The organism is Nocardioides sediminis (assembly GCF_003047295.1).
GTDB classification, from domain to species: Bacteria; Actinomycetota; Actinomycetes; order Propionibacteriales; family Nocardioidaceae; genus Nocardioides; species Nocardioides sediminis.
The window spans coordinates 400481-423538 of sequence record NZ_PZYZ01000002.1 but is presented as its reverse complement, the minus strand read 5'-3'; the positions used below and the strand labels follow the sequence as shown (position 1 = coordinate 423538).

At 72.8% G+C, this 23058-nt stretch carries 23 protein-coding genes; 8 read left to right on the top strand and 15 right to left on the bottom strand.

Features of this window, described 5'->3' with window-relative positions:
• Window positions 1-32: 32 nt before the first annotated feature.
• The gene (locus tag DAI17_RS06835) at window positions 33-686 is read right to left on the bottom strand and encodes a response regulator transcription factor (protein WP_199904973.1); all 654 of its coding nucleotides are present in this window, start codon (window positions 684-686) and stop codon (window positions 33-35) included.
• 125 nt (window positions 687-811) lie between these two features.
• On the opposite strand from DAI17_RS06835, the gene DAI17_RS06830 reads away from it, so the two are divergent.
• A complete protein-coding gene (locus DAI17_RS06830) occupies window positions 812-1633 on the top strand; it encodes a sigma-70 family RNA polymerase sigma factor (RefSeq protein ID WP_234412304.1) in 822 nt (273 codons plus the stop codon).
• A gap of 1 nt (window position 1634) precedes the next feature.
• Here DAI17_RS06830 and DAI17_RS06825 read toward each other — a convergent pair whose 3' ends face one another.
• The gene (locus tag DAI17_RS06825; protein WP_107772142.1) at window positions 1635-2231 is read right to left on the bottom strand and encodes a copper resistance CopC family protein; all 597 of its coding nucleotides are present in this window, start codon (window positions 2229-2231) and stop codon (window positions 1635-1637) included.
• A 5-nt stretch (window positions 2232-2236) separates the two neighbouring features.
• The gene (locus tag DAI17_RS06820; protein WP_234412411.1) at window positions 2237-3139 is read right to left on the bottom strand and encodes an AfsR/SARP family transcriptional regulator; all 903 of its coding nucleotides are present in this window, start codon (window positions 3137-3139) and stop codon (window positions 2237-2239) included.
• A gap of 161 nt (window positions 3140-3300) precedes the next feature.
• Between DAI17_RS06820 and DAI17_RS06815 the strand changes: the two genes are divergently transcribed.
• On the top strand, window positions 3301-5226 hold the full coding sequence (locus tag DAI17_RS06815; RefSeq protein ID WP_159081391.1) for a cytochrome c oxidase assembly protein: 1926 nt from the start codon (window positions 3301-3303) through the stop codon (window positions 5224-5226).
• On the opposite strand, the gene lepB is transcribed toward DAI17_RS06815, so the two are convergent.
• From lepB to DAI17_RS06795, 4 genes are all read right to left on the bottom strand, one after another.
• Window positions 5118-5651: a signal peptidase I gene (gene lepB, locus DAI17_RS06810; RefSeq protein WP_159081390.1), complete on the bottom strand. Its 534-nt coding sequence runs from the start codon at window positions 5649-5651 to the stop codon at window positions 5118-5120. The two genes, DAI17_RS06815 and lepB, sit on opposite strands and share 109 nt — an antisense overlap.
• Window positions 5648-7357 carry a multicopper oxidase family protein gene (locus DAI17_RS06805; protein WP_107772139.1) on the bottom strand — a complete coding sequence of 570 codons (1710 nt, stop codon included), beginning with the start codon at window positions 7355-7357 and terminating at the stop codon, window positions 5648-5650. Before DAI17_RS06805 ends, lepB begins: the two co-directional genes overlap by 4 nt.
• A 91-nt stretch (window positions 7358-7448) precedes the next feature.
• Window positions 7449-8615: an acyl-CoA dehydrogenase family protein gene (locus DAI17_RS06800; protein ID WP_107772138.1), complete on the bottom strand. Its 1167-nt coding sequence runs from the start codon at window positions 8613-8615 to the stop codon at window positions 7449-7451.
• A gap of 109 nt (window positions 8616-8724) precedes the next feature.
• Window positions 8725-9648: a DUF6801 domain-containing protein gene (locus DAI17_RS06795; RefSeq protein ID WP_159081389.1), complete on the bottom strand. Its 924-nt coding sequence runs from the start codon at window positions 9646-9648 to the stop codon at window positions 8725-8727.
• Between the two features lie 142 nt (window positions 9649-9790).
• Between DAI17_RS06795 and DAI17_RS06790 the strand changes: the two genes are divergently transcribed.
• The 3 genes from DAI17_RS06790 to arfB are packed head-to-tail and all read left to right on the top strand — an operon-like array spanning window position 9791 to window position 12020.
• Complete coding sequence (locus DAI17_RS06790) at window positions 9791-11182, top strand: hypothetical protein (RefSeq protein ID WP_159081388.1); 1392 nt, start codon at window positions 9791-9793, stop codon at window positions 11180-11182.
• Window positions 11179-11595 (top strand): CoA-binding protein, encoded by a 417-nt coding sequence (locus DAI17_RS06785; RefSeq protein ID WP_107772135.1) that lies wholly within the window; start codon window positions 11179-11181, stop codon window positions 11593-11595. Before DAI17_RS06790 ends, DAI17_RS06785 begins: the two co-directional genes overlap by 4 nt.
• Window positions 11592-12020: an alternative ribosome rescue aminoacyl-tRNA hydrolase ArfB gene (gene arfB / locus DAI17_RS06780; protein WP_107772134.1), complete on the top strand. Its 429-nt coding sequence runs from the start codon at window positions 11592-11594 to the stop codon at window positions 12018-12020. The genes DAI17_RS06785 and arfB overlap by 4 nt, the downstream gene beginning before the upstream one ends.
• Here the strand turns inward: arfB and DAI17_RS06775 are convergent.
• The 7 genes from DAI17_RS06775 to DAI17_RS06745 all read right to left on the bottom strand — a co-directional run bounded on the left by DAI17_RS06775 (window position 12017) and on the right by DAI17_RS06745 (window position 18273).
• A complete protein-coding gene (locus DAI17_RS06775) occupies window positions 12017-13003 on the bottom strand; it encodes a Gfo/Idh/MocA family protein (protein ID WP_107772533.1) in 987 nt (328 codons plus the stop codon). The genes arfB and DAI17_RS06775 overlap by 4 nt on opposite strands.
• Window positions 13004-13013: 10 nt before the next feature.
• On the bottom strand, window positions 13014-14150 hold the full coding sequence (locus DAI17_RS06770; RefSeq protein WP_267894720.1) for a heparan-alpha-glucosaminide N-acetyltransferase domain-containing protein: 1137 nt from the start codon (window positions 14148-14150) through the stop codon (window positions 13014-13016).
• Window positions 14151-14182: 32 nt separating this feature from the next.
• Window positions 14183-14698 (bottom strand): 5-(carboxyamino)imidazole ribonucleotide mutase, encoded by a 516-nt coding sequence (purE, locus tag DAI17_RS06765; protein ID WP_107772132.1) that lies wholly within the window; start codon window positions 14696-14698, stop codon window positions 14183-14185.
• A gap of 11 nt (window positions 14699-14709) precedes the next feature.
• A complete protein-coding gene (locus DAI17_RS06760) occupies window positions 14710-15867 on the bottom strand; it encodes a 5-(carboxyamino)imidazole ribonucleotide synthase (RefSeq protein WP_107772131.1) in 1158 nt (385 codons plus the stop codon).
• 35 nt (window positions 15868-15902) lie between these two features.
• The gene (locus DAI17_RS06755) at window positions 15903-16214 is read right to left on the bottom strand and encodes a winged helix-turn-helix domain-containing protein (protein ID WP_107772130.1); all 312 of its coding nucleotides are present in this window, start codon (window positions 16212-16214) and stop codon (window positions 15903-15905) included.
• A gap of 129 nt (window positions 16215-16343) precedes the next feature.
• Window positions 16344-17315, bottom strand: a complete 972-nt coding sequence (locus tag DAI17_RS06750; RefSeq protein WP_234412303.1) for an adenylate/guanylate cyclase domain-containing protein — start codon at window positions 17313-17315, stop codon at window positions 16344-16346.
• Window positions 17316-17475: 160 nt separating this feature from the next.
• Window positions 17476-18273, bottom strand: coding sequence for a biotin--[acetyl-CoA-carboxylase] ligase (locus DAI17_RS06745; RefSeq protein ID WP_107772129.1), 798 nt, complete (start codon window positions 18271-18273; stop codon window positions 17476-17478).
• Window positions 18274-18373: 100 nt separating this feature from the next.
• Between DAI17_RS06745 and DAI17_RS06740 the strand changes: the two genes are divergently transcribed.
• The 3 genes from DAI17_RS06740 to DAI17_RS06730 all read left to right on the top strand — a co-directional run bounded on the left by DAI17_RS06740 (window position 18374) and on the right by DAI17_RS06730 (window position 21942).
• Entirely contained in the window at window positions 18374-19948 is a 1575-nt protein-coding gene (locus DAI17_RS06740) for an acyl-CoA carboxylase subunit beta (RefSeq protein WP_234412410.1), read from the top strand.
• Complete coding sequence (locus DAI17_RS06735; RefSeq protein WP_107772127.1) at window positions 19945-20178, top strand: acyl-CoA carboxylase epsilon subunit; 234 nt, start codon at window positions 19945-19947, stop codon at window positions 20176-20178. Before DAI17_RS06740 ends, DAI17_RS06735 begins: the two co-directional genes overlap by 4 nt.
• A gap of 66 nt (window positions 20179-20244) precedes the next feature.
• Complete coding sequence (locus tag DAI17_RS06730; RefSeq protein WP_107772126.1) at window positions 20245-21942, top strand: DUF885 domain-containing protein; 1698 nt, start codon at window positions 20245-20247, stop codon at window positions 21940-21942.
• A gap of 21 nt (window positions 21943-21963) precedes the next feature.
• Here DAI17_RS06730 and DAI17_RS06725 read toward each other — a convergent pair whose 3' ends face one another.
• The gene (locus DAI17_RS06725; RefSeq protein WP_159081387.1) at window positions 21964-22968 is read right to left on the bottom strand and encodes a type IV toxin-antitoxin system AbiEi family antitoxin domain-containing protein; all 1005 of its coding nucleotides are present in this window, start codon (window positions 22966-22968) and stop codon (window positions 21964-21966) included.
• Window positions 22969-23058 lie beyond the last annotated feature (90 nt).

Here is a 23058-nt window from a genome sequence, read left to right as displayed (position 1 = left end):
TCTCTCGTTCGGCTGCCCGTGGGCAGCACCGCTCAGGCGGTGAGCTCGGGGTCCTGCTCGCGGCCGATCGAGCCGAGGTAGCCGTGACGGACTCCCCACAGGACAGCCTGCGACCGGGACGTGACCCCCATCTTGCGGTAGGCCGAGCGGATGTAGGACTTGAGCGAGTTGATGCTGATCGAGGCGCTGTCGGCGATCGACTGGTTGTCGAGCCCCTGGGTGATCATGGCGATCACCTGGGCCTCCCGGGGCGTGAGTGCCTCGGTGGCCACCCCCTCGCTCGCCGGGGGCTGGTCGTTGCCGAGGTCGACGACCGGACGGCCGCGGTGGATCGACTCGAGCGCGGCGACCAGCCGACCGGCCGGCAGCGCCTTGGACAGCACGCCGCTGACGCCGTGACCCAGCGCGAGCTCGACGAGCTGGGGGCGGGCGTTCCAGGTCCAGGCGACCAGGCGCCCGTCGTGCGCGATCGGATGGACCGCCGCCAGCGGCAGGTCCTTCACCCCCGCGAGGGTGTCGTGCAGGGTCAGGTCGACGTCGCGGGCGGGGACGCCCCCCGGGGAGGGCAGCACCTGGACGCGGTGGGCGTAGGGCGCGAGCATCCCGGCGAAACCGACGGTCACGAGGTCGCACTCGTGGGCCAGGGTGACGCGCACGGGGCGGCGTCGTCGTGTCATCACGGTCATGCGGGTGCCGTACCCACGACAGCGGATCGCATGCCCAAAGGGAGGTAGTCCGTTCCACGGGCCGCTGGTTGGCTGGTGGATCGTGGTCGAGCCTCGTGCCACGCTGGACCTGCAGAAGGAACGACGTGACGCTCACCTCCCCACGCCAGGGGCACCACGGCGTGCCGCGGGCACGACGCGTGGCGCTGACCGCCGAGCTCCTGGTCCGCCTCGACGACCCCGAGGAGGACCGCCGGGCGATCGAGGACGAGGTCATCCGCCTCAACCTCGTCGTCGCCACCCAGGTGGCTCGCCGCTACGAACGCCGCGGGGTCGACGCCGAGGACCTGCGCCAGGTCGCGTGCCTCGCCCTGGTCAAGGCCGTCCGGCGGTACGACGGCGCCCGGTCGGCTGACTTCCTCGGCTACGTGGTGCCGTGCATCCGTGGCGAGCTGCGCCGCTGGTTCCGGGACAACGGCTGGCTGGTCCGCCCTCCGCGCTCCGTGCAGGAGCTGCAGGCCACCATCACCCGGCTGACCGAGGAGCTGTCCCAGGAGCTCGGGCGCTCGCCGCGTCCCAGCGACCTCGCCGAACGACTGGGGGTGCCGGCGGCGAGGGTCGAGGAGGCGATCGCCGCCCACGGCGGCTGGAACGGCGACTCGCTGGACGACGACTCGCAGGCGCCGGAACGACGGCTCGCGGAGTCCCTGGTGCACCACGACACGGGCTTCGCCCGGGCCGAGGCCCGTGCGGTGGTGGCCCCGCCGGTGCGCCGGCTCGACGCGCGGGAGCAGCACATCCTGGAGATGCGCTACGTCCACGACCTCACCCAGGACGAGATCGGCACGTCGATCGGGGTGACGCAGGCGCAGGTGTCGCGGCTGATGACCGGCATCCACCGGCAGCTGCGCACGGAGCTCGCCGGCGGGACCGACGAGGCCGCCGGCGGGCTCTCGCCTGCCGTCTGAGTCACGGGGCGGAGTCGACCCGCCCCCGGGAGTCGCGTGCCCGACGCCGGGAGGGTGCTCCGAGGACGTGGACGCCCAGAGCGACGCAGACCAGGCTCGCGAGCACGATCCACGTGATCGACCCGGACCCGGGCGTCGACCCGGGTGACACCTCCGGGTCCGGCGGCACCGCGACCGCGGCCCCGACGGGGGCAGCCCCGCCGGCGACGGTGAACCAGAGACTTCCCGAGATGACGTGCCCGTCCTCGCCGACCACGCGGTAGGACACGTCGTGGCGTCCGCCGACACCGAGCCGCACCGTCGCCTCGACCACCGCCGCCCTGCTGCCCGCGGCACTCGTCGTCACGTCACGCCCTCGAGGGTCGCGGACGACCACGGCGCTCGCGCCCGGCAGCAGGTCGGAGGCGAAGACCAGCACGACCCGGTCCGTGGCCCGGGTCACCACGCTCCCGGCGGCGGGCGAGCTGCTCACGAGCTCGGAGTGGGCCTGGGCACCCGGTCCCGTGCCGATCGTGAGGAGGGCCAGCACCATCGACGCGACCAGCCGCGAGACCCGGGAGCCGCGGGAGCGACGCGAGGCCCCCGCCTCCGCGACCACGGACCTCAGCTCGCCGTCGACAGCTCGGCGGCCACGCGCGCGAGCGCGTGGTCGCTCCCGGGCTCCTGGACTCCCGGGACGGCGGCCACCGCCTCGCGCAGCAACCCCAGCAGCAGCCGCACCTCCTCCCGCGGGTCCGGGCGCAGGGAGGAGGTGGCGGCGTCGTGCGCCGAGAGGATCTCGAGGAACAACCCGACCGTCGCGGCCGAGGGCTCGGTCCCGAGCTCGACCACCAGGTGCTCGCGCAGCTCCGCATAGGCCCGGAGGGCCTCGGCACGTCGCCCGGCACTCCACAGGGCGCGCATCAGCAGTCGCCACGCCTCCTCCGCGATCGCGTCGGCGGAGACCGCCGCCCGCGCCGCCGCGATGGCGCTGTCGGCCTGACCGACGAGGAGCGCGTTCGACGCGGCCCGGCAGCAGGCCGCCACCAGCTCCGTGCGGAACAGCTCCCGCTCCCGGGCCGCCCACGCGGCGTACGCCTCGCTCGCCAGCAGCTCCCCCGACACCCGGCCCAGGGCCTCCTCGAGGTGGGTCCAGGACGCGGTCGGGCACGGGGTCCCCAGTCCGGCCCGCGCCGCCCTCCGGAACTCCCAGAGATCGACCTCGGCGACCTCGCGATCGAGGACGTAGCCGTGCAGGACCGTCGAGATGGCCGAGTCCCGGCCCCGCCCGAGCCCGAGCCTGCGGCGCAGCAGGCACACGTAGCTCTCCAGGGTCCCGAGGTAGGACGCGGGAGGAGCACCGTCCCACAGCAGCTCGGCCAGGTGGTCCTTGGCGACCGGCGTGCCGAGCGAGAGGGCCAGGATCTCCAGGATCTGGCGCGGCTTCGCGCCACCCAGCGCGTCGCCCCCGACCGCTCCGACCGGCGTGATGACGGTCGTGGGTCCGAACAGCTGGATCTTGAGCATGATCACCCCCGGGATCATCGTGGGCCTTCACTCCCGAGGCGTTCCCCGAGACTAGGGTCGGCACCGGGCCGGCGACACCCACGATTTGGGGAGAAAGGGCCCCCCTCTGCGATGGGCGGTGGCCCCAGACTTCCCCAAGCCCGGCCGGGCATCCTCCCCTCATGGACCGAGCCATGGGCGCCATCGGTCGAGGACCGTGCCTCCGCGTCGCGCTCGCCGCTGGTACGGCGGCTTCGGCCGCGCTCCTCGTCGCCCTGGCCGTGGGGGACGGACTGCCCGCCGCGCCGCCGGCAGGACTGCCCGACGCCGGCGCCGCCACGGGCTGGGGCCTGCGCGTCGTCCGGCTCCTCGCGCAGGTCTCGGCGGTGATGACCGTCGGGTCGCTCCTCGTCGCCGTGCTGCGGCAGGCCCCCGGGCACGGCACGCGCGGCCGTGCGACCCTCCCCCCGGCGGCGCTCCTCCCGGCCCTGCCCTGGGCCCTGTCGTGGGCACTCTCCTCCGCGACCCTCGTCGTCCTGTCCGCCGCGCACGCGCTGGGGACACCGCTCACGGAGCTGGGCCTCACCCAGCTGGAGGCCCTGGCGGGGACCAGCCGTGCGGTGGGCCTCGAGGTGACGACCCTCGTCGCGCTCGGGGTGGCCGTCGCCTCCACGCGCGCGAGGACGCTCGCCGCCGGCCGCGTCCTGCTCGTGGCGAGCCTCCTCGGCCTGCTCCCCGCTGCGCTCGACGGGCACGCGAGCACGACGACGGACCCGGACATGGCCTCGTCCGCGGTCGTGGTGCACGTGCTCGCCGCCTCGCTGTGGACCGGTGGCCTGGCTGCGTTGCTGCTGCACCTGCGGAGGTCGTCCGCGGACCTCACGACCGTGCTGCCCCGCTTCAGCACCGTCGCCCTCGGCTGCTTCGGCGCCGTGGGACTCTCGGGACTGCTGGCCGCGACGGCGCAGATGGGCACGGCGCCCGCCTCGTGGGCGACCGGGTACGGCGCCGTGGTCGCGGCGAAGGTCGCGCTCCTCGTCGCCCTGGGCGTGCTCGGCCACCGGCACCGCGCCGTCACGGTCGTCGCGGCCCTCCAGGGCCGCACCCTCGCCTTCTCGCGCCTGGCGGCCGGCGAGGTCGTGGTCATGGCCGCGGCGATGGGGCTCGCCGTGGCGCTCGCCGACATCGCTCCCCCGTCCACCTCCGCCCCCGCCGGCCACACGACCGGCGGGGAGCCGGGCCACCCCGTGCCTCCCTTCAGCTGGTGGGCCCTCGCGACGGCATGGCGGCTCGACGCCGCGGTGCTGGTCCTCCTGGGTGCCGCCCTCGCCGCCTACCTCGTCGGGGTCGCGCGTCTCGCGCGTCGGGGCCTGGTCTGGCCCGGGACCCGGACGGCCGCGTTCGCCGCAGGGCTCGCGCTGCTGCTCCTCGACCTGTGCTCCGGCGTCGCGACCTTCGCCCCGGCCATGGTGAGCGTGCAGGTCGGCCAGCTGCTCGCCGCCCTCCTCCTGGCGCCCCTCCTCCTGGCGCACGGCGACCCCCACGTCCTCTGGCGGACCGTGCGCGAGCCTGCAGCACCCCCGACGGGGCCGGACCCCGCCGACCAGCTTCACGTCCCGTCCCCGGTCACCGGGGCCACGCTCGTGTGCCTCGTGCTCGTCGCCGTCTACAGGACGCCCCTGTCCGAGGCGTCGTTGCGGTCGCACTGGGTGAGCCTCCCGATCCTGGCCGCGGCCACCGCGAGCGGCCTGGTCCTGTGGACGGCCGTCCGGCACTGCTCGGCCGTCCGGCGCCTCGTCAGTCGGACGACCTGGTCACTGGCCGCGGTCGCCTCGTGCCTGGCCGTGCTCGCGGCGCAGCTCGGTGGCGGGGACCGGCTGCTGGCCGCGACCTGGTTCGGTGAGCTCGGGTGGTCGTGGGTGGACCCCGGCGCGGACCAGGAGGTCGCCGCGCTGGTCATGGGCGTGGCGGCCGCGTCCGTCCTGGCTGCGGCCCTCGTTCACCCCGGGCCGTCGCGATCCGGGCCGTCCGGTGGTGTCCTGGTCCCCGGCGGCCACACGCGCAGCAGGACACGACCCGTCAGGTCGTCGACCCCCACCGGTCCGTAGTCGCGGGAGTCGACCGAGTTGCCACGGTTGTCCCCCAGCACGAACACGTGCTCGTCGGGCACGGTGACGGTCCTGCTGTAGTAGCCGGGCAGCAGGCTCGCGTCGGCGTACGGCTCGACCACCGGACGACCGTTGACGTGGAGGAGGCCGTCCAGGATCACCACGACGTCCAGCGGCACCCCCACCACCCGCTTGATGGTGCGCCGACCGTCCTCCGGGCTCCGGAACACCACCAGGTCCCCCCGGTCCAGGTCCGTCACCCGGGGCGGGGTCCGGGTGGTGAGCACGACGTCCTCCGCCGCCAGGGTCGGCAGCATGCTCACCGACTCGATGCGGACCGGTACCACGAGCGTGGTGCGCACGAGCACGACCACGCCGGCCAGGACCGCGAGGACCGCGACGCGACGACGTGCACGAGCGGTCACACGGGCGGCGCCCCGTGGACGGGGTGGTTCACGCTGTACGGCGACAGGTCGACCTCGCCGCTCGCGGGCGCCACCAGGAACTGGGCCATCATGTCGTGGTCCTCGTGCGGGGCGTTGTGGCAGTGGAGCATGAAGCGCCCTCCGAGGTGGCCGGTGGCGCCGGCGAGCCCGGTGCTCCGCCCGTCCGGGTAGCGCGCCGGCGGCATGCCGTAGTGCACCAGGAGCTCCACCCGCTCCCCCTCGCCGACGTACACGACGTCCTTGGGCCCCTTCTCCCAGGCCTCGACGCGGCCCGACCCGCCCCTGCGGCTGAGGATCCGGAAGTCCACGAGGTGGAAGTGGAGGGGGTGGAACCACCCTCCCGAGTCGTTCTCGATCCGCCAGATCTCGTACTCCCCCGGCCGGGGTGGCGACCCGCCGTCGTCGGCGAAGATGTTCCACCCGCCAGCCTGGACGTCCCTCCAGGCCATCCCGTTGATGAGGAACTCGTTGGTGTCGTCGTCGTGCTCGAGGTCGATGTCCCGCGTACGACGCGCGGCCGTGACAGGTGTGCTCATCACCGGGTGCAGCTCGCTGGCCGGCGGGGTCGGGACCGCGTTCCACCGGGACTCCGTCGACGACGACGTGACCCGCAGCTGCATCACCTTGCCGGTGTGCAGGAAGTCGCGGTTCTTGTTGGGGCTGGCGTTGCGCAGCTCGATCTTGTCGCCGATGCGGCAGCTCGAGAAGTCGACCATCACCTCGTAGCGCTCGGCGCTGGAATGACGCCAGCTGGTGACCTGCTGGGGAGGCGTGACCCCTCCGTCGGTGGCGACGACGTAGGTCGGCAGCGTCCCCCCGGTGCGCGTGTTGACGAAGCGCAGGGCCATCGACCTGGACAGGGTCGCCATGAGGATGCGGAACCGGTAGAACCGTCGCTCCACGTCGTGGAAGGGCCACGGGACACCGTTGACCGTGATGACGTCGCCCCAGAGCCCGGAGTGGTCCCGGTCCATGTAGGCGAGCTTCCCGTCCCTGGCGAACATCGCGTCGCTGATCACCAGGGGGACGTCGTACTTGCCCTGGGGGAGGTTCTCCTTCTCCCACGGGTTCTGGATGTGGTACTGCGCGAGCAGCCCGCTGTAGATGTTCATCGCCGTGCGGTGCACGCTGTGGTCGTGGTACCAGATCGTCCTGGGTCCCTGGTGGTTCGGGTACCAGTAGTCCTTGTAGTGGCCGGGCAGGGTCAGGTCGTCCGCGAACCCGTCGTACTGCGGCAGCGAGGCCGAGCCGTGGAGGTGCACCGAGGTCGCGACACCTCCGTACCCGAACGTGGGGTGCGTCGTCGGCAGCGCGTTGTGGACCCGCAGGCGGACGCGGGTGTTCTGGTCGACCTTGATCAGGGGGCCGGGCACGGTGGGCGCCTCTGCGCCCCAGGCATAGCCGAGGACGGGCGTAGCCGGAGCACCCGGATCGAGGATCTGGAGCTTCCCGGCACGCTCGGTCACCTCGTAGAACAGGTAGTCGCCGTGCTCGTCGGTCATGACCACCGGGCTCACCGCCTGCGGGACGGGCATCCGTCGCCAGAAGCGACCCGGCTTCAGCGACGTGCTGATCCAGTCGGCGGTGCTGGCCGACTCACCCAGGGGGACCGTCAGTCCCACGGCCGTCACGCAGGCACCCAGGCCCGCAAGCTTGAAGAAGTCGCGGCGATCGATGTCAGCCATCGAGCCTCCCCCGGCAGTCCTCTGAGTCCGAGACCGTCGCCCACGATTCTGGGGAGGGCACCTTGGGGATATCTGGGGAGGAGCGCCTCCGTCAGAGGCTGGACTGGACCCCTGCGAGGAGCTGCCGGGCCATCACGATGCGCTGGACCTGGTTGGTGCCCTCGTAGATCTGGGTGATCTTGGCGTCGCGCATCATCCGCTCCACCGGGTAGTCGCGGGTGAACCCGTAGCCGCCGAGGACCTGCACGGCGTTGACGGTGACCTCCATCGCCACGTCCGAGGCGAAGCACTTGGCCGCGGCACCGAAGAACGTCAGGTCCGCATCCCCCCGCTCCGAGCGACCCGCCGCGGCGTACGTCATCTGCCGGGCGGCCTCCACCTTCATGCCCATGTCGGCGAGCATGAACTGCAGGCCCTGGAAGTCCGCGATCGACTTCCCGAACTGCTGGCGCTCCTTGGCGTAGTCCAGCGCGTAGTCCAGCGCCCCCTGCGCGACCCCGACCGCCTGCGCGGCGATCGTGACGCGGGTGTGGTCCAGGGTCGCCATCGCGGTCGCGAACCCGCTGCCCTCCGCGCCGATCATCCGGTCCGCGGGGATCCGGACCTTGTCGAGGTAGACCTCGCGGGTCGGGGAGCCCTTGATGCCCAGCTTCTTCTCCGGGGCACCGAACGACACGCCCTCGTCCGACTTCTCCACCACGAACGCCGAGATGCCGCCGCGGGTCTTCTTCTCCGGGTCGGTCACCGCCATGACGGTGTAGAACTCCGACTCGCCGGCGTTGGTGATCCACCGCTTCACCCCGTCGAGGACCCACTCGTCCCCGTCACGGACCGCGCGGGTCTTCATCCCGCCCGCGTCCGAGCCCGCGTCGGGCTCGGAGAGGCAGTAGGAGAACCCGCCCTCCCCCGCAGCCAGCTTGGTGAGGTACGTGCGCTTCAGCTCCTCCGAGCCCGCGATCTGCACCGGCAGCGAACCCAGCTTGTTGACCGCGGGGATCAGGCTCGAGGAGACGCACGCCCGCGCGACCTCCTCGATGACCAGCACCGTGGCCAGCGCGTCCGCGCCGGCGCCGCCGTACTCCTCCGGCACGTGCGGGGCGTGGAAGTCCGCCGCCAGCAGCGCCTCCGCCGCCTCCCGCGGGTAGCGCGCCTCCTCGTCCACCGCGGCGGCGTACGGCGCGACCTTGGCCTCGCACAGGTCCCGCACGGCCTCCCGGATGGCCCGGTGCTCCTCGGAAAGGGCGTAGAAGTCGCTCATGGCCCGATCCTACTAACCGGTAACCGGAGCGGACGGAATCGGGTCGGAACGACGACGCCCGGCCGGTGCGCGAGGCACCGACCGGGCGGTCAGACGGGGTGGCCCGAGGTCACTTGACCTTGAGGACGACCTTCTTGTCGCGCGACTTCTTGGTGTAGTCGTCGCCCATGTAGAGCACCTTCACGACGGTCTTGCCCTTGGGCAGCTTCTTCTTGAGCGTGATGGTGACCTTGCCCTTGCTGTTCAGCGTGCCCTTGCCGAGCTTCTTCTGGCCCTTCATGACCTTGACCTTGCCGCTGGGCACCTCGTTGTCGGCGTCCACGACGACCTTGACCTTGGTCTTCTTGCCGAACTTGGTGGGCTGCTTGGCCGGCTTCGCCTTGGTCGTCGACTCGTTCTCGGCCAGGATGACCGATCCGAGGCTGAACGGGGAGCCGGGCTTGTAGGTGCACGGCACGTCGGCCAGCATGACCTGCTCGCCCTGCTTGGTGGCGGTGAACTTGAACGCCGACGGGATCACGACGTCGTAGGTGCCGGCACCGGGGAGGTTGACCGGGACGGTCGACGCGGGCACCACGCCGGGCGTGGCCAGCGGGTTGGGCGTGTTGAGGGTCAGCGGCTGGTTGGGGGCGGCGGGCACCGCGGTCTGCGGGAACCGGACGTTCTGCAGGGGCAGCTGGGCGGCGTCCGAGGACGACAGGTCGTCCAGGCTGGCCACCATGTCGTTGGAGAACCCGCCGATGGTCGTGGCACCGAAGAGACCCTTGGCCGCGTTGACGACGTCGGCCGGCAGGGTCACGCTCAGCAGCACCGGGATGGCCGGGGCGTCGAGGCCCGCGTTGGCAGCGGTCGGGAGGGTCGCGGTGATGGACACCGGGATGTCCCGCGCACCGAGGCTCGGGAACGTGCACGTGTAGGTCGAGGCCGCCGTGGCGGCGTTGGCGGCGGGAGCCGCGATGGTGACGAGGGCGCCCGCGCTGAGCGCGGTGGCGGCGACGGCGGCGCCGAGGCGCCGGGAAGCAGAGTGAAGCATGTGGTGGAAGTCCCCTCCGTGGTTGTGTGTGACGCGACACAGCCAACCACACGACACGCCCGGCGTCAGCGGTTGCGCCACAAGTCGTACCCGTAGGTAACCGCCGGGTTTGACCCGCGCGTCCTGCGGGCACTCCCCTGCCATGCGCCGTACGACGATCACCGCCACCGCCCTGCTCGCCGTCACGGCCCTCGTGGGGTGCTCCGCCGCCGGTCCCGCCGAGGACCGCGCGGCCCCGGGCACCTCGACCGGCGGCGCGGGCGTGGACGCGTCCGGCGACGGCGGGGCCGAGGCCACGACGGCCGCACCGGTCACCGTCGGCGAGCACCCCTACGTCTGGCCGTGCCGGCTCCTCACCCCCACCGACGCCGTCGACCTGTTCCCGCTCACCGAGGAGGCCGACTTCAGCGAGATCGGCCGGGCGGTGTCGCCGGGCGAGGCCGAGATGGCGGAGATGAAGGGCACGGTCTCCGGCCAGCGCGTCTACTCGTCGTGCGCCTACGACTTCGGTGACCCGGCGCGCACCCAGGCCGCCCTGAAGATCGACCAGTACCGCACCGAGGAGCAGGCGGCGGCGCAGTGGCACACGATCAAGAAGTTCGGCGACGGCAAGCTCCCCCCGCGCTCCGACCCCGGAAGCCCGTTCTTCGAGGCCGAGCAGGCCTTGAGGGCAATGATCAAGGACGGCAAGAAGTCCGTCGGCGGCGTGCGCCTCCCGGGACTCGACGACCGCATCCTGTGGCGCGTCGGCACCAACGAGTTCGTCGCCACGACGGGCAGCGTGTTCCTGACCTTCACCCGCAAGCGGGACTCCGGGATCACCGACGACCTCACCAAGCGGGACGCGCGGCTCGCCGAGACGGTGCTGACCCGGGCGCTCGACCGCGTCGGCGACCCGGACCTGGGGACGCCGACCGATCCCTGGTTCGTCCAGGACGCGGACTGGCCGGCGTTCCTCGCCCCCTGCTCGCTCCTCGACGACGAGGCGGTCGGGCTGCTGTTCCCCGGGGTCCCGCTGGAGGAGGTCGCCCTGAGGTCTGTCGATGCCGCACCCGACGTCAACACCGCCTCGGACAGCCCGGCGGGCCGGTCGCACGACAACTCGTGCCGTCGCTCGGACGTCGACGACGACCACTCGACGGAGCTCCGCGTGCAGTACGTCGCGCCGGGCGACGACGCCGAGGAGGTGCTCGACTCCCACCTCTCCAACCTCTTCTTCGACGATCCGACCATCCGGCCGGGACGCGTGCGCACCATCCGCGCTGGTCTGCAGGCAGGAGGGCTGTACGACGTGGACGCGTCGTACGTGCTCGTCACCCAGCGGCGCGAGACCTACTACTACGCCCTGATGGACCGTTACCTCCTCGAGCTCGAGGCGCGGCAGGTCGCGAAGGGCGCGGGCCAGGGCAGAGGAGGGTTCCCGGACCTCGAGTCGGTCGACACCTACACCCTCAAGACCGGCATGGAGGTCGTGGTCGAGAACGTGCTCGAGACCCTGGGGTCCTCGGACGACAGCGCTAGCGTGGGTCCATGATCTCGGACTGGCAGGACCCGGCCGCTGTCGACCTGATGCTCGAGGAGCTCGAGACGTGGGCCGTGGTGGGCCTCTCGGGCAACCCCGGACGCACGGCGTACTCCATCGCCAGCCTGCTCCAGCAGCGCGGCAAGAGGATCGTCCCCGTCCACCCTGACGCGCCGACGGTGCTGGGCGAGCAGGGCTACGCGACGCTGGCCGACATCCCGTTCCCGGTGGACGTCGTGGACGTCTTCCGGCGCTCGGAGGCGGCGGGCGAGTTCGCCGACCAGGCCGTCGCCATCGGCGCCCGGGGCGTCTGGTTCCAGCTCGGGGTCGTCGACGAGGCCGCCTTCGAGCGGACGACGGCCGCGGGCGTCGCGATGGTCATGGACACCTGCCCGGCCATCGAGTGGCGCAAGCAGCGACGGTGAAGGACCTGCGCGTCCCGCCCGGACCCGGCCTCCCGTCGGGCCTCGTGGTGCCGGACATTGAGCTCGTCGAGCGGTTCTCCCGCTCCCCCGGCCCGGGCGGACAGTCGGTCAACACCTCCGACAGCCGCGTCGAGCTCGAGTACGACGTCCGCTCGGCCTCCACCCTCACCGAGACCCAGCGGGCCCTCGCCCTGCGCCGATGGCCGGACGGCGTGGTCGTGATCGCCGCCTCCGAGCACCGCTCGCAGCACCGCAACCGGGTCGCGGCCCGCGAGAGGCTCGCCGCGCTGCTGCGCGAGGCGCTGGCGCCGCCGCCTCCCCCGCGCCGGGCGACGCGGCCGACCCGCGGGTCGAAGGAGCGCCGGCTGCAGGCCAAGAAGGAGCGCGGCCAGACCAAGGCGCTCCGCGGCCGGGTCACCGACTAGGAGAGGTCGACGAGACCCTCGACCGGGGTGATCCCGAGCTGGGCCAGGGTCTCCTCCATCACCCACTGCACTCCCAGCGTGTCCTGCAGCGGGACCACCGGGGACTCGGTCAGGCCCGCCTCCAGGCAGCGTCCGACCTCGTCGATCTCGTGGCTGTAGCCGCGTCCGCGCGGGGCGAGGTCGAGGGTCTCGGCGTCGTCGCCGTTGCGGCGCACGACCAGCGACGTGGGGTGGTGGAAGCGTGGGGGAAGCTCGATGGAGCCGCCGGTGCCCCAGATCACGGCCCGTCCCGGGCTCTCGGTGGTCAGCCCGCAGGCCAGGGAGGCGCCGCGCCCGTCGTCGTACGCCAGGTGCATGGTCGTCTGGGCGTCGGTGCCGTTGGGGTAGAGCGTGCCGGAGGCCATCACCCGGTCGGGCGTGCCGAGGAAGTGCTGGGCGAGGGAGATGACGTAGACGCCCAGGTCGAGGGTGGCGCCGCCGCCCAGGACGGGGTCGAAGAGGCGGGAGACCGGGTCGTAGGTGCGGTGCGCGCCCAGGTCGGCCTGGACAGCGACCAGCTCGCCGATCTCACCGGAGTCGACGAGGCGCTTGGCCTCGACCACCGCGGGCTGGAGGCGCGTCCACATCGCCTCCATGCAGAAGACGCCGCGCTCCCGGGCGACGGCCACGACCTCGTGGGCGCCGGCCAGGGTGGCCGTGAAGGCCTTCTCCACCAGCACGGGCAGGCCGGCCTCGACGGCGGCGAGCGCCAGGGCGTGGTGCTGGGGGTGCGGGGTGGCGACGTAGAGGACGTCGATGTCGGCACGCAGCAGCTCGCCGTAGGTGAACGCCCCGGGGATGCCGTACGACGACGCGAACGCCTCGGCCCGCTCCCGGGTGCGCGACCCGATGGCCACGACCTCCGCGTCCGGCACGTGCTCGAAGTCGGCCACGAAGACCTCCGCCATGGCACCGGTCCCTGCGATGCCCCACCGAGTCGTCATGGCGGTCAGCCTAGGGGCGAGGGCGTCCGGCGACCGCACGGGACGCGGCGCCGACGAGTCCCTCGAGGGGACCGCGCAGGCGGGCGGCGGCGAACACCGACCCGATGCCGAGCAGGAGCAGCACGTGGAAGAGGTAGCTGTCGCGCAGCACCGAGGGCAGGAGGTCACGCGATCGGGCCACCACGTGCAGCGAGTAGAGGGTCAGCGTCATCGTGCCGGCACCGAAGAACACCGCCGCCGCGCGGCGCCACGTCGGTCGCGCCGCGCCGAGCACCAGCAGCGCCAGCCCGAGGACCAGCAGCGCGGAGCCGATGGTCTGGGCGAGGTCGAAGGGCGTCGCCGTGTGCGGCGCGACCACGAGTAACCACTCCCACGCTCCGCCGGTCGGCGTGGTCCCGGGGAGGCCGCCCGCGATCCGGTCGAGCAGGGCGGCCGCGTCGGCGTCCTGGGCGGGCGGCTCGGTGAGCAGCGCGTGCTGGACGTCGGGACGCGCGGTCAGGGTCCGCGACACCGCGGTCGCGGCGACGGCGGCCACGAGCCCGCCGGCGGCCAGCCACGCCGCCGTACGCCGCGACGACAGGTCGAGGCGACCCAGGGCGAGCCCGACGAGCACATAGGCCAGCCAGGGCACGGCCGGGTAGTAGCCGGTGAACGTCAGCTCGGCGAGGAGCCCGCCGGGGTCGTCGACGAGCTGGCCCCAGGTGGGGCTGGAGTACTGCCGCTCCGGCAGCGACGGACGCACGCGGTGCGAGACGACGGGGGCGGCCACCAGCGACGCGACCGCCAGCACCCCCAGCCAGCGGGCGGAGAGGCCGAGGAAGGGCAGCGCCAGCACGAAGAGCACCCCGTAGTAGGTGAGGATCACCGCGATCCCCGAGTCGACCTCGCCGAGGAGCAGCCCGATCGCCGCCACGAGCACGGCCCGCACGGCCAGGCCGGCCGACGCCCTGGCGCGGGCGCTCCCCCGCAGCGGTCGCCCGCGCCCGGTCACGAGGGCGATGCTCAGGCCCGCCAGGACGGCGAAGAGCGCCGAGGCGCGTCCGCCGGCCAGGGCCTGGCCCAGGGACAGGGACCCGTCCGGGTCGCGCGCCTCGAGGACGTGGGTGGCGACCATCCCGAGCAGCGCCAGGCAGCGCGCCACGTCGATCGCGACGAGGCGCCCGGGGCCGGGTCCCTCGGTCAGAAGCCGAGCTTCCGGGCGCCGCCGGCGGCACCGCGGACGACGGCCCCCTTGTCGGTCGCGGCCTGCCTGAGCCCGTCCTGGAAGTCCACCATCCGCTGCTGGAGCGCGGGGTCGCCGCTGGCGAGGATGCGTACGGCGAGCAGTCCGGCGTTGCGGGCACCGCCGATGGCCACCGTCGCGACCGGCACCCCGGCCGGCATCTGCACGATGGAGAGCAGGGAGTCCATGCCGTCGAGGGTCTTGAGCGGCACCGGCACGCCGATCACCGGCAGCGGGGTGACCGCGGCGAGCATGCCGGGCAGGTGGGCCGCACCGCCGGCGCCGGCGATGATGACCTCGATGCCGCGCCCGGCGGCCTCGCGGCCGTAGGCGAGCATCTCGTCGGGCATCCGGTGGGCGCTGACGACGTCGGCCTCGAGCTCGACGTCGAACTCCGCGACCGCCTCGGCCGCGGCCTGCATCACCGGCCAGTCCGAGTCCGACCCCATCACGATCCCGACGCGTGCAGCCATCCCACTCACCCTCACTCGCTCTCGTTGCCGAGGTCGCCGCGGAACCAGGCAGCGGCGTGCCGGGCGCGCTCGAGGCAGTCCTCGAGGTCGTCGCCGTAGGCGTTGACGTGACCGACCTTGCGCCCCGGGCGCAGGTCCTTGCCGTAGAGGTGCACCCGCAGGTGCGGGTCGCGCGCCATGGCGTGCGGGAACCCGTCGTAGAGCCGGCCGCTGTCGGTGGGCCCGCCCAGGATGTTGACCATCACCGTCCAGCGAGCCCGCGGGGCGGGCGACCCGAGCGGGAGGTCCATGACGGCGCGCAGGTGGTTCTCGAACTGGGACGTCACCGCGCCGTCCTGCGTCCAGTGGCCGGTGTTGTGCGGTCGCATCGCCAGCTCGTTGACGAGGATGCGACCGTCGGTGGTCTCGAAGAGCTCGACGGCGAGGACGCCCGTGACGTCGAGCGCACCGGCGACGCGCAGGGCGATCTCCTGCGCCTGGCCGGCCAGGGCTGGCGACAGGTCCGGTGCGGGGGCGACGACCTCGAAGCAGATGCCGTCGAGCTGCGTCGAGGCCACGACGGGGTAGCAGGCGGCCTGCCCGCTGGGCGACCGGGCGACCAGCGCGGAGAGCTCGCGGCGGAAGTCGACCAGCTCCTCGGCGAGCACGTGCACGCCGGCGTCACGGGCAGCCGCGAAGGCCGCCTCGGCGTCGGCGAGGTCGCGGACGACCCACACGCCCTTGCCGTCGTAGCCGCCCCGGGTCGTCTTGAGGACGCACGGCAGCCCGAAGTCGACCACGTCGCCGATGGTGCTCACCAGCGCGTTGCGTGGGCACGGGATGCCCAGCTCCCCGAGCCGGGCCCGCATGACGCCCTTGTCCTGGGCGTGCACGAGGGCCTCCGGCCCGGGGCGCACGGCGATGCCCGAGTCCTCCAGCTCCCGCAGGTGGTCGGTGGGGACGTGCTCGTGGTCGAAGGTGACGACCGGGCAACCGGAGGTGACGCGGCGCAGCGTCTCGAGGTCGGTGTAGTCACCGACCTCGTGGTCTGGGATCACCTGGGCGGCCGAGACGCCCTCGGTCTCGGCGAGCAGTCGCAGGGGAAGGCCCAGGGCGATCGCGGGCTGCGCCATCATCCGGGCCAGCTGCCCGCCACCGATCACGGCGAGGGTGGGTGCGCGCTCCGTCACGCAGGAAACCCTAGGGGGTGGACCCCCAGGACTCCTCAGCCCGTCTCGGCACTCGTCTCGAAGCGCAGGCCGCGACCGCGGAGGGTCGTGATGAGCCGGGGGTGCCGCGGGTCGTCGCCGAGCTTGCGGCGCAGCCACCCGAGGTGGACGTCGATGGTCTTCGACGAGGTCCAGAAGGTCGTCTGCCAGACGTCCTCCATGAGCTCGGCGCGCGTCACCACCAGGCCCGCCCGAGCCATCAGCGCGTGGAGGAGGTCGAACTCCTTGCGGGACAGCCGGATCTCCCGGTCCCCCCTCCACACCTTCCGCTCGTGCGGGTCGAGGCTGACGTCCTGGACCTTGAGCACGGGCCAAGGTTGGTCGGACTCAGATGACGCCGCGAGGCCTTTTACCCAAACGTGGACGAATGGTCTGGTCCAGCGCTGCGCACGGACCAGGTTGTTGGCGTGCTGTGGCCCGGAGGGACGGACCCGGCGTCAGCGGCGGCGTACGGCGACCGGCTCGACGAGCCCGAACCCGTGCACCGGGCGCGCGGGCAGCCGGCGGCTCTCGAACTCCTCGGTGGGGAGCAGGTCGGCGGTGCGCTGGTCGATGATCAGCCGGTTGCGCCGGGCCACCGCGGTGAGCCGCGCGGCCATGTTGACCGGCGGGCCGAAGACGTCGCCCAGGCGCGGCACCACGGGTCCCGACGCCAGGCCGACGCGCACGTCGGGCAGCTTGGGGTCGCGACCGATCACGTTGATGATCCCCTCGGCCACCTCGATCGCGGCCTCGGCGTCGGCGATGACGAACAGCACCGAGTCGCCCAGGCTCTTGATGATCCGGCCGCCGTGGTTGGTCACCACGTCGTGGCACCGGCCCTCGAACTTCTCGACCAGGTCACCGATCTTGTCGCGGTCCATCTCGTTGGAGAGCGCCGTGAAGGACACGAGGTCCGCGAAGCCGACGGTCACGTCGACGGTGTGCAGGTCCTCGTCGTTGGCGCCCATCGCCTCCATCCGCGCCACTGCCGCCGCGAGGTGGCGGCGCCAGGCGTAGATGAGGGTCTGCTCGAAGTGCGGGCCCACGTCGGCGATGAGGCGCAGCGCCGAGCCCACCCGCGACCCGGTCGCGTCCGGACCGGCCTCGAGCTCCTCGACCCGGTTGGCCAGGGTGGCGACCTCCCAGTCCGCGAGCCGGGCCATCGTCTGGCCGACGCCACGGGTCATGTTGACGGCCATGTCGAAGTCGACGGCCCCGCTGTCCACGATCCCCACCACGTCCCGCACGGCGTCGGCGTCGGCACGGGTGAAGGCGCGCTCGCCCAGCTGGTCGGGGAAGCCCAGCGCCCGCCAGAGCCGGCGGGTCTGGTCGACCGTCACCCCGGTCTCCTCGGCGACCTCCAGCGCCGTCAGCGTCGGCGGCTCGCCCAGGATCGCCATGTCGAAGCGCTCGGGAGCCGGGGCCACGCCCTCGGCCCCCTGTCCCCGTCGCCGGCGCTCAGGTGCCATCGTCGACGCGCTCGCTCGCCCGGGTGCCGCAGCCGAAGATCGGGGCGACGACGCCGAAGACCACGACGTGCTCGCCCTCGTCGAGGCGCTTGGCGGGGTAGGACACGCCCCGATCATGTCACTGGCGCGGGCGCACGTGAACGACATCGCCGGCCCCGACGGTGAACGTCCCCTCGGGGGTGCTGACCACGAGCGCGCCACGACCGTCGACGTCCAGCGCCTCGCCGCGTCGTACCTCCACCCCGCCCGCACCGCCGGGCAGGTGGACCTCCACCTCACGCCCCAGGGTGGAGCACACGTCGGAGTACGCCGCCCGCAGCGACGCGGTGTCCTCGATCAGGCCCTGGAGGCCGTGCAGGGAGCCCAGCACCTGGCTGAGCAGGGCGGTGCGGTCGACGCCCTCGGAGGTCTCGAGCTCGAGGGACGTCGCGAGGGCGACGGGCAGCTCGTCGAGCGTCTGGGAGACGTTGATGCCGACGCCGACGACGGCCGCCGGGCCGGTCGGGGTCTCGATGCGCTCGACGAGGATGCCGGCGAGCTTGCGCTCCTCGACCAGCACGTCGTTGGGCCACTTCAGGGCGATCTCCGGGATGCGGTCGGCGAGGGCGGCCTGGACGGCGTACCCGGTCAGCAGCGGCAGCCACGTCCAGTCCTGCGCCGGCACGTCGGGACGCAGCAGCACCGAGAAGGTGAGCGACGTCCGCGCCGGGGTCTCCCACACCCGGTCCAGCCGTCCCCGGCCGGCCGTCTGGTGCTCGGTGACCACCACGAGCCCCTCCTCCTCACCGGCCCGGGCCCGCTCGGCGACCGCGGCGTTGGTCGACGGCGTGGTCTCGGTGACCTCGACGCGCCAGCCGGCGGGCGCGACGATGCGGTCGGGGTCGAGTGCTGGGCGCGGTGCCGGGGCGGAGGTCATGGGCACTACATTGGCGGACGCAGACGACAGGAGGCCACACGACGTGAGTGCACAGACGCAGCCCGGTGAGGGCACCGAGGTCCCCACCGAGGGGTCCGGGATCGACATCCACACCACGGCGGGCAAGCTCGCCGACCTCGAGCGGCGTCTGGACGAGGCCGTCCACGCCGGGTCGGCCAAGGCGGTGGAGAAGCAGCACGCCAAGGGCCGCAAGACTGCCCGCGAGCGGATCGAGCTGCTCTTCGACGAGGGCTCCTTCGTCGAGCTCGACGAGCTCGCCCGGCACCGCTCCACGGCGTTCGGCCTCCAGGACAAGCGTCCCTACGGCGACGGCGTGGTCACCGGCTACGGCACCGTCGACGGCCGCCAGGTCTGCGTGTTCTCCCAGGACTTCACCGTCTTCGGCGGCTCCCTGGGCGAGGTCTACGGCGAGAAGATCACCAAGGTCATGGACCTGGCCATCAAGACCGGCTGCCCCATCATCGGCATCAACGAGGGCGCCGGCGCCCGTATCCAGGAGGGCGTCGTCTCCCTGGGGCTGTACGGCGAGATCTTCCGCCGCAACGTGCACGCCTCCGGCGTCATCCCGCAGATCTCGATGATCATGGGCAACTGCGCCGGCGGGCACGTCTACTCCCCCGCGGTCACCGACTTCACGATCATGGTCGACCAGACCTCCGCGATGTTCATCACCGGACCCGACGTCATCAAGACCGTCACCGGCGAGGACGTCACCATCGAGGAGCTCGGCGGCGCCCGCACCCACAACACCAGGTCCGGCAACGCCCACTACATGGCCTCCGACGAGGACGACGCCATCGAGTACGTCAAGGCGCTGCTGTCCTACCTGCCCCAGAACAACCTCGACGAGCCCCCCGCCTACGACGAGGTCGCCGACCTCGAGGTCACCGACCTCGACCGGTCCCTGGACACCCTGATCCCGGACGGCGCCAACCAGCCCTACGACATGCACACCGTCATCGAGGCCGTCCTCGACGACCAGGAGTTCCTCGAGGTCCAGCCGCTCTTCGCCCCCAACATCGTCGTCGGCTACGGCCGCGTCGAGGGCCGCCCCGTCGGCGTGGTCGCCAACCAGCCCATGCAGTTCGCCGGCACCCTGGACATCGACGCCAGCGAGAAGGCCGCCCGGTTCGTCCGCACCTGCGACGCCTTCAACATCCCCGTGCTCACCTTCGTCGACGTGCCCGGGTTCCTGCCGGGCACCGACCAGGAGTACAACGGCATCATCCGCCGCGGTGCCAAGCTGATCTACGCCTACGCCGAGGCCACCGTCCCGCTGATCACCGTCATCACCCGCAAGGCCTACGGCGGCGCCTACGACGTGATGGGCTCCAAGCACCTCGGCGCCGACATGAACGTCTCCTGGCCCACCGGCCAGATCGCGGTCATGGGCGCCCAGGGCGCGGTCAACATCCTCTACCGCAAGGAGATCGCCGAGGCCGAGAAGGCCGGCAACGTCGAGGAGCGCCGCGCCCAGCTCGTCCAGGAGTACGACGACACGCTGGCCAACCCCTACATCGCGGCCGAGCGCGGCTACATCGACGCCGTGATCTCCCCCCACGAGACCCGCTCCGAGATCGTCCGCTCCCTGCGCCTGCTCCGCTCCAAGCGCGAGACCCTCCCGCCCAAGAAGCACGGGAACATCCCGCTGTGAGCGAGGAGGAGACCCCGGCGGCGCCGCCGCCGCTGCTGCGCGTGGTCAACCCCGACGCCACCCCGGAGGAGGTCGCCGCCCTGGTGGCGGTCTTCGCCGCCCTCGGCTCGGCGGCCTCCGGCGAGCCCCCGCGCCGTCGTACCCCCGAGTGGTCGGCCCACCACCGCAAGGTCCGCACCACCCACCCCCACGGCCCGGGCGGCTGGCGGTCCAGCGGGAGCCCTCGCTGAGACGACGCGGACCGGGCACGGAAAGCGGCTGACAGACCACCGGCCCGGGGTCGTAGGGTCACCCCCGTGACCGACACGACCACCTCCGCCGTCCGCACCGTCGACGCCATCTGCGACCAGTTCGTCGAGGACTACTGCGCCCTCGACCCGATCGCCGCGACCTACTACGGCGTGGCCGGCCACGACGACCGGCTGCCCGACTACTCCCCCGCCGGCTACGACGCCCGCGTCGACCTGGTCCGCCGGGCCGTCGCCGCCGTGGAGGCCGCGACCCCCGTCGACGACCGCGAGGCCGCGGCCCGCGACTCCTTCCTCGAGCGCCACCGCCTCGAGCTGGAGATGGAGGACGCGGGCATCTCCCGGTGCATGGTCTCGGTCATCGACAGCGCCATCCACGGGATGCGCCAGGTCTTCGACCTCATGCCCACCGAGGGCGAGGTCGCGCTCGAGGCGATCGACGCCCGCCTCGCCGCCATCCCCGCGGCCGTGCAGGGCTACCGCGTGACCCTGGCCGACGAGGCCGCCCGCGGGCGGGTGTCGGCGGCCGCGCAGTACGCCAAGGTCGTCGAGCAGGTCCGCGGCTGGACCGGCGAGACGGGCGAGAGCGGTGACTTCTTCGCCGGCCTCGTGGACCGCTGCGCCCCGACCGGGGAGCTCGCCGACCGGATGCGCGAGCACGCGCGGGCGGCGACCCGCGCCTTCGCGGACTTCGGGCTGTTCCTGTCCGACGAGCTCGAGCCCCAGGGTCGCGACAAGGAGGCCGTCGGGCGCGAGCACTACGCGCTGACCAGCCGCTACTTCCTCGGCGCCACCGTCGACCTCGAGGAGACCTACGCCTGGGGCTGGCAGGAGCTCAAGCGGCTGGCCGACGACATGGCCGCCACCGCCGACCGCATCAAGCCCGGCGCGACGGTCGCCGAGGCCGTCGCCCACCTCGACGCCGACCCGGCCCGGGTGGTGCACGGCCGCGAGGCGTTCCGCGACTGGATGCAGGAGCTGGCCGACCGCACGCTGGCCGACATGGCCGACGTCCACTTCGACATCCCCGAGCCGGTCCGGCGGATCGAGTGCATGCTGGCCCCGACCAACGACGGCGGCATCTACTACACCGGCCCGTCCGAGGACTTCGTCCGCCCGGGTCGCATGTGGTGGTCGGTGCCCGACGGTATCGAGGACTTCTACCCCTGGCGCGAGGTCACCACCGTCTTCCACGAGGGGGTGCCGGGACACCACCTGCAGGTCGCCCAGACGGCGTACCGCAGCGAGAGCCTCAACCGCTGGCAGCGCCTCATGTGCTGGGTCAGCGGCCACGGCGAGGGCTGGGCCCTGTACGCCGAGCGGCTGATGGACGACCTCGGCTACCTGGCCGACCCCGCCGACCGGCTCGGCATGCTCGACGGGCAGTCCTTCCGGGCCGCGCGCGTGATCGTCGACATCGGCATGCACCTCGAGCTCGAGATCCCGGCGGACAACCCGTTCGGGTTCCACCCGGGCGAGACGTGGACCCCCGAGCTGGGCCGCGAGTTCCTCGGCGAGCACAGCCAGATCGAGCCGGACGTCCTCGACTTCGAGATCAACCGCTATCTCGGCTGGCCGGGGCAGGCGCCGTCGTACAAGGTCGGCGAGCGGATCTGGCTCCAGGCCCGCGACGACGTGCGGGAGCGCCAGGGCGACGACTTCGACCTCAAGGCCTTCCACCGCGCCGCGCTGGACCTCGGCTCGCTGGGGCTCGACCCGCTCCGCGCGGCGCTCGCCCGGCTCTGAGGCTGCGGGCGGTAGCGGCCATCAGTGGGCTGCCACCGCCCACGACGTGGGGACCGGGCACCCGGTGCGGCACGCCGCCGGGGTGCCCGTCCACCCGCGGGCCCTGAGGATCGTCCCCATCGCGGTGGCCACGCGGCACGGGGAGAGCACCTGGGCCCACCCGAGTCGCACTGTCAGGAGGGCGTCCACGGCGGAAGCGAGGTCCCGGTCGAGGTCGGTCCACCTGTCCTCGAGGTCGCGGTGACCGAACCGTCCGTCGAGCTCGACAACGACACCCTGCGCCGGGTACTTCACGTCCCTGGCCACCGTGCGACCGTCGGACGACTCACGAAACCGGCGACGCCCGACCGGCAGCCCGTGGGCTCGTTCGACGTCCCGCATGTAGCGGCGCTCGAGCACCGAGTACGCACCGTCGGCCACGTCCCGCGGCACCTCGACCAGCGCCGCGCGACCGGGCAGGTTGCCCAGCCGATCGAGCGCGGTCAGCAGCCTGGTGACGTCCGTGCGGCTCTGCTGGCAGGCGTCGGCCAACACGGCCACGGCACCCGCGAGGTCGCGTTGCGAGGCGACCTTGAGCAGCGCGAGCTCCACCGTGACCCGGGGCGGCCACCGGTGCGAGGTCAGCCAGGTGGAGGCGTCACGGATGCGTTCCACCCGGACGCCAGGGACGGGCGCGGGAGAACGTCTGCCAGCGTCGATCATCACCCACACGGGATCGTCCGGGCCCGGCTGTCGGCGGTCCCGCCGGAGGCCGTACAGCTCCATCGCGGTCTGCCGGTGCACTGCGGCGGGCCAGTGGAGGAGCACGGCGGCCCACACCCGCTGCGACCGGGTCAGCGGCCCGGTGTGGTCGACGTACACGCCGTCGTGGACCCGGGCCCACTCGCGGCGCCGGACCTTGTTCCGGATGTCGACGTCGTCGCCGCCGGCCGCCTTCACCTGACGTCGTGAGACGACACCGGACTGTCGGTCCATGAGCCGCCGCAGCGCGGTGCTGTCGAGGCGGGAGTCGCGGCGTCGGGGCACGGAGAGAGGGTGCACGTCGCGGGCGCGTCCCACACCTGAACGTCCGGAGCTGTGGACAGCCGAGGTTGCGGACGGTCACAGCCATCAGTG

Excerpts from the sequence above, each read along its gene's own strand:
- DAI17_RS06795 (WP_159081389.1), bottom strand. The coding sequence starts at position 9,648 with ATGCTTCACTCTGCTTCCCGGCGCCTCGGCGCCGCCGTCGCCGCCACC.
- DAI17_RS06835 (WP_199904973.1), bottom strand. The coding sequence starts at position 686 with ATGACCGTGATGACACGACGACGCCGCCCCGTGCGCGTCACCCTGGCC.
- DAI17_RS06775 (WP_107772533.1), bottom strand. The coding sequence starts at position 13,003 with ATGACGACTCGGTGGGGCATCGCAGGGACCGGTGCCATGGCGGAGGTC.
- DAI17_RS06790 (WP_159081388.1), top strand. The coding sequence starts at position 9,791 with ATGCGCCGTACGACGATCACCGCCACCGCCCTGCTCGCCGTCACGGCC.
- purE (WP_107772132.1), bottom strand. The coding sequence starts at position 14,698 with ATGGCTGCACGCGTCGGGATCGTGATGGGGTCGGACTCGGACTGGCCG.
- DAI17_RS06820 (WP_234412411.1), bottom strand. The coding sequence starts at position 3,139 with ATGCTCAAGATCCAGCTGTTCGGACCCACGACCGTCATCACGCCGGTC.
- DAI17_RS06800 (WP_107772138.1), bottom strand. The coding sequence starts at position 8,615 with ATGAGCGACTTCTACGCCCTTTCCGAGGAGCACCGGGCCATCCGGGAG.
- DAI17_RS06815 (WP_159081391.1), top strand. The coding sequence starts at position 3,301 with ATGGACCGAGCCATGGGCGCCATCGGTCGAGGACCGTGCCTCCGCGTC.
- DAI17_RS06745 (WP_107772129.1), bottom strand. The coding sequence starts at position 18,273 with ATGACCTCCGCCCCGGCACCGCGCCCAGCACTCGACCCCGACCGCATC.
- DAI17_RS06785 (WP_107772135.1), top strand. The coding sequence starts at position 11,179 with ATGATCTCGGACTGGCAGGACCCGGCCGCTGTCGACCTGATGCTCGAG.
- DAI17_RS06805 (WP_107772139.1), bottom strand. The coding sequence starts at position 7,357 with ATGGCTGACATCGATCGCCGCGACTTCTTCAAGCTTGCGGGCCTGGGT.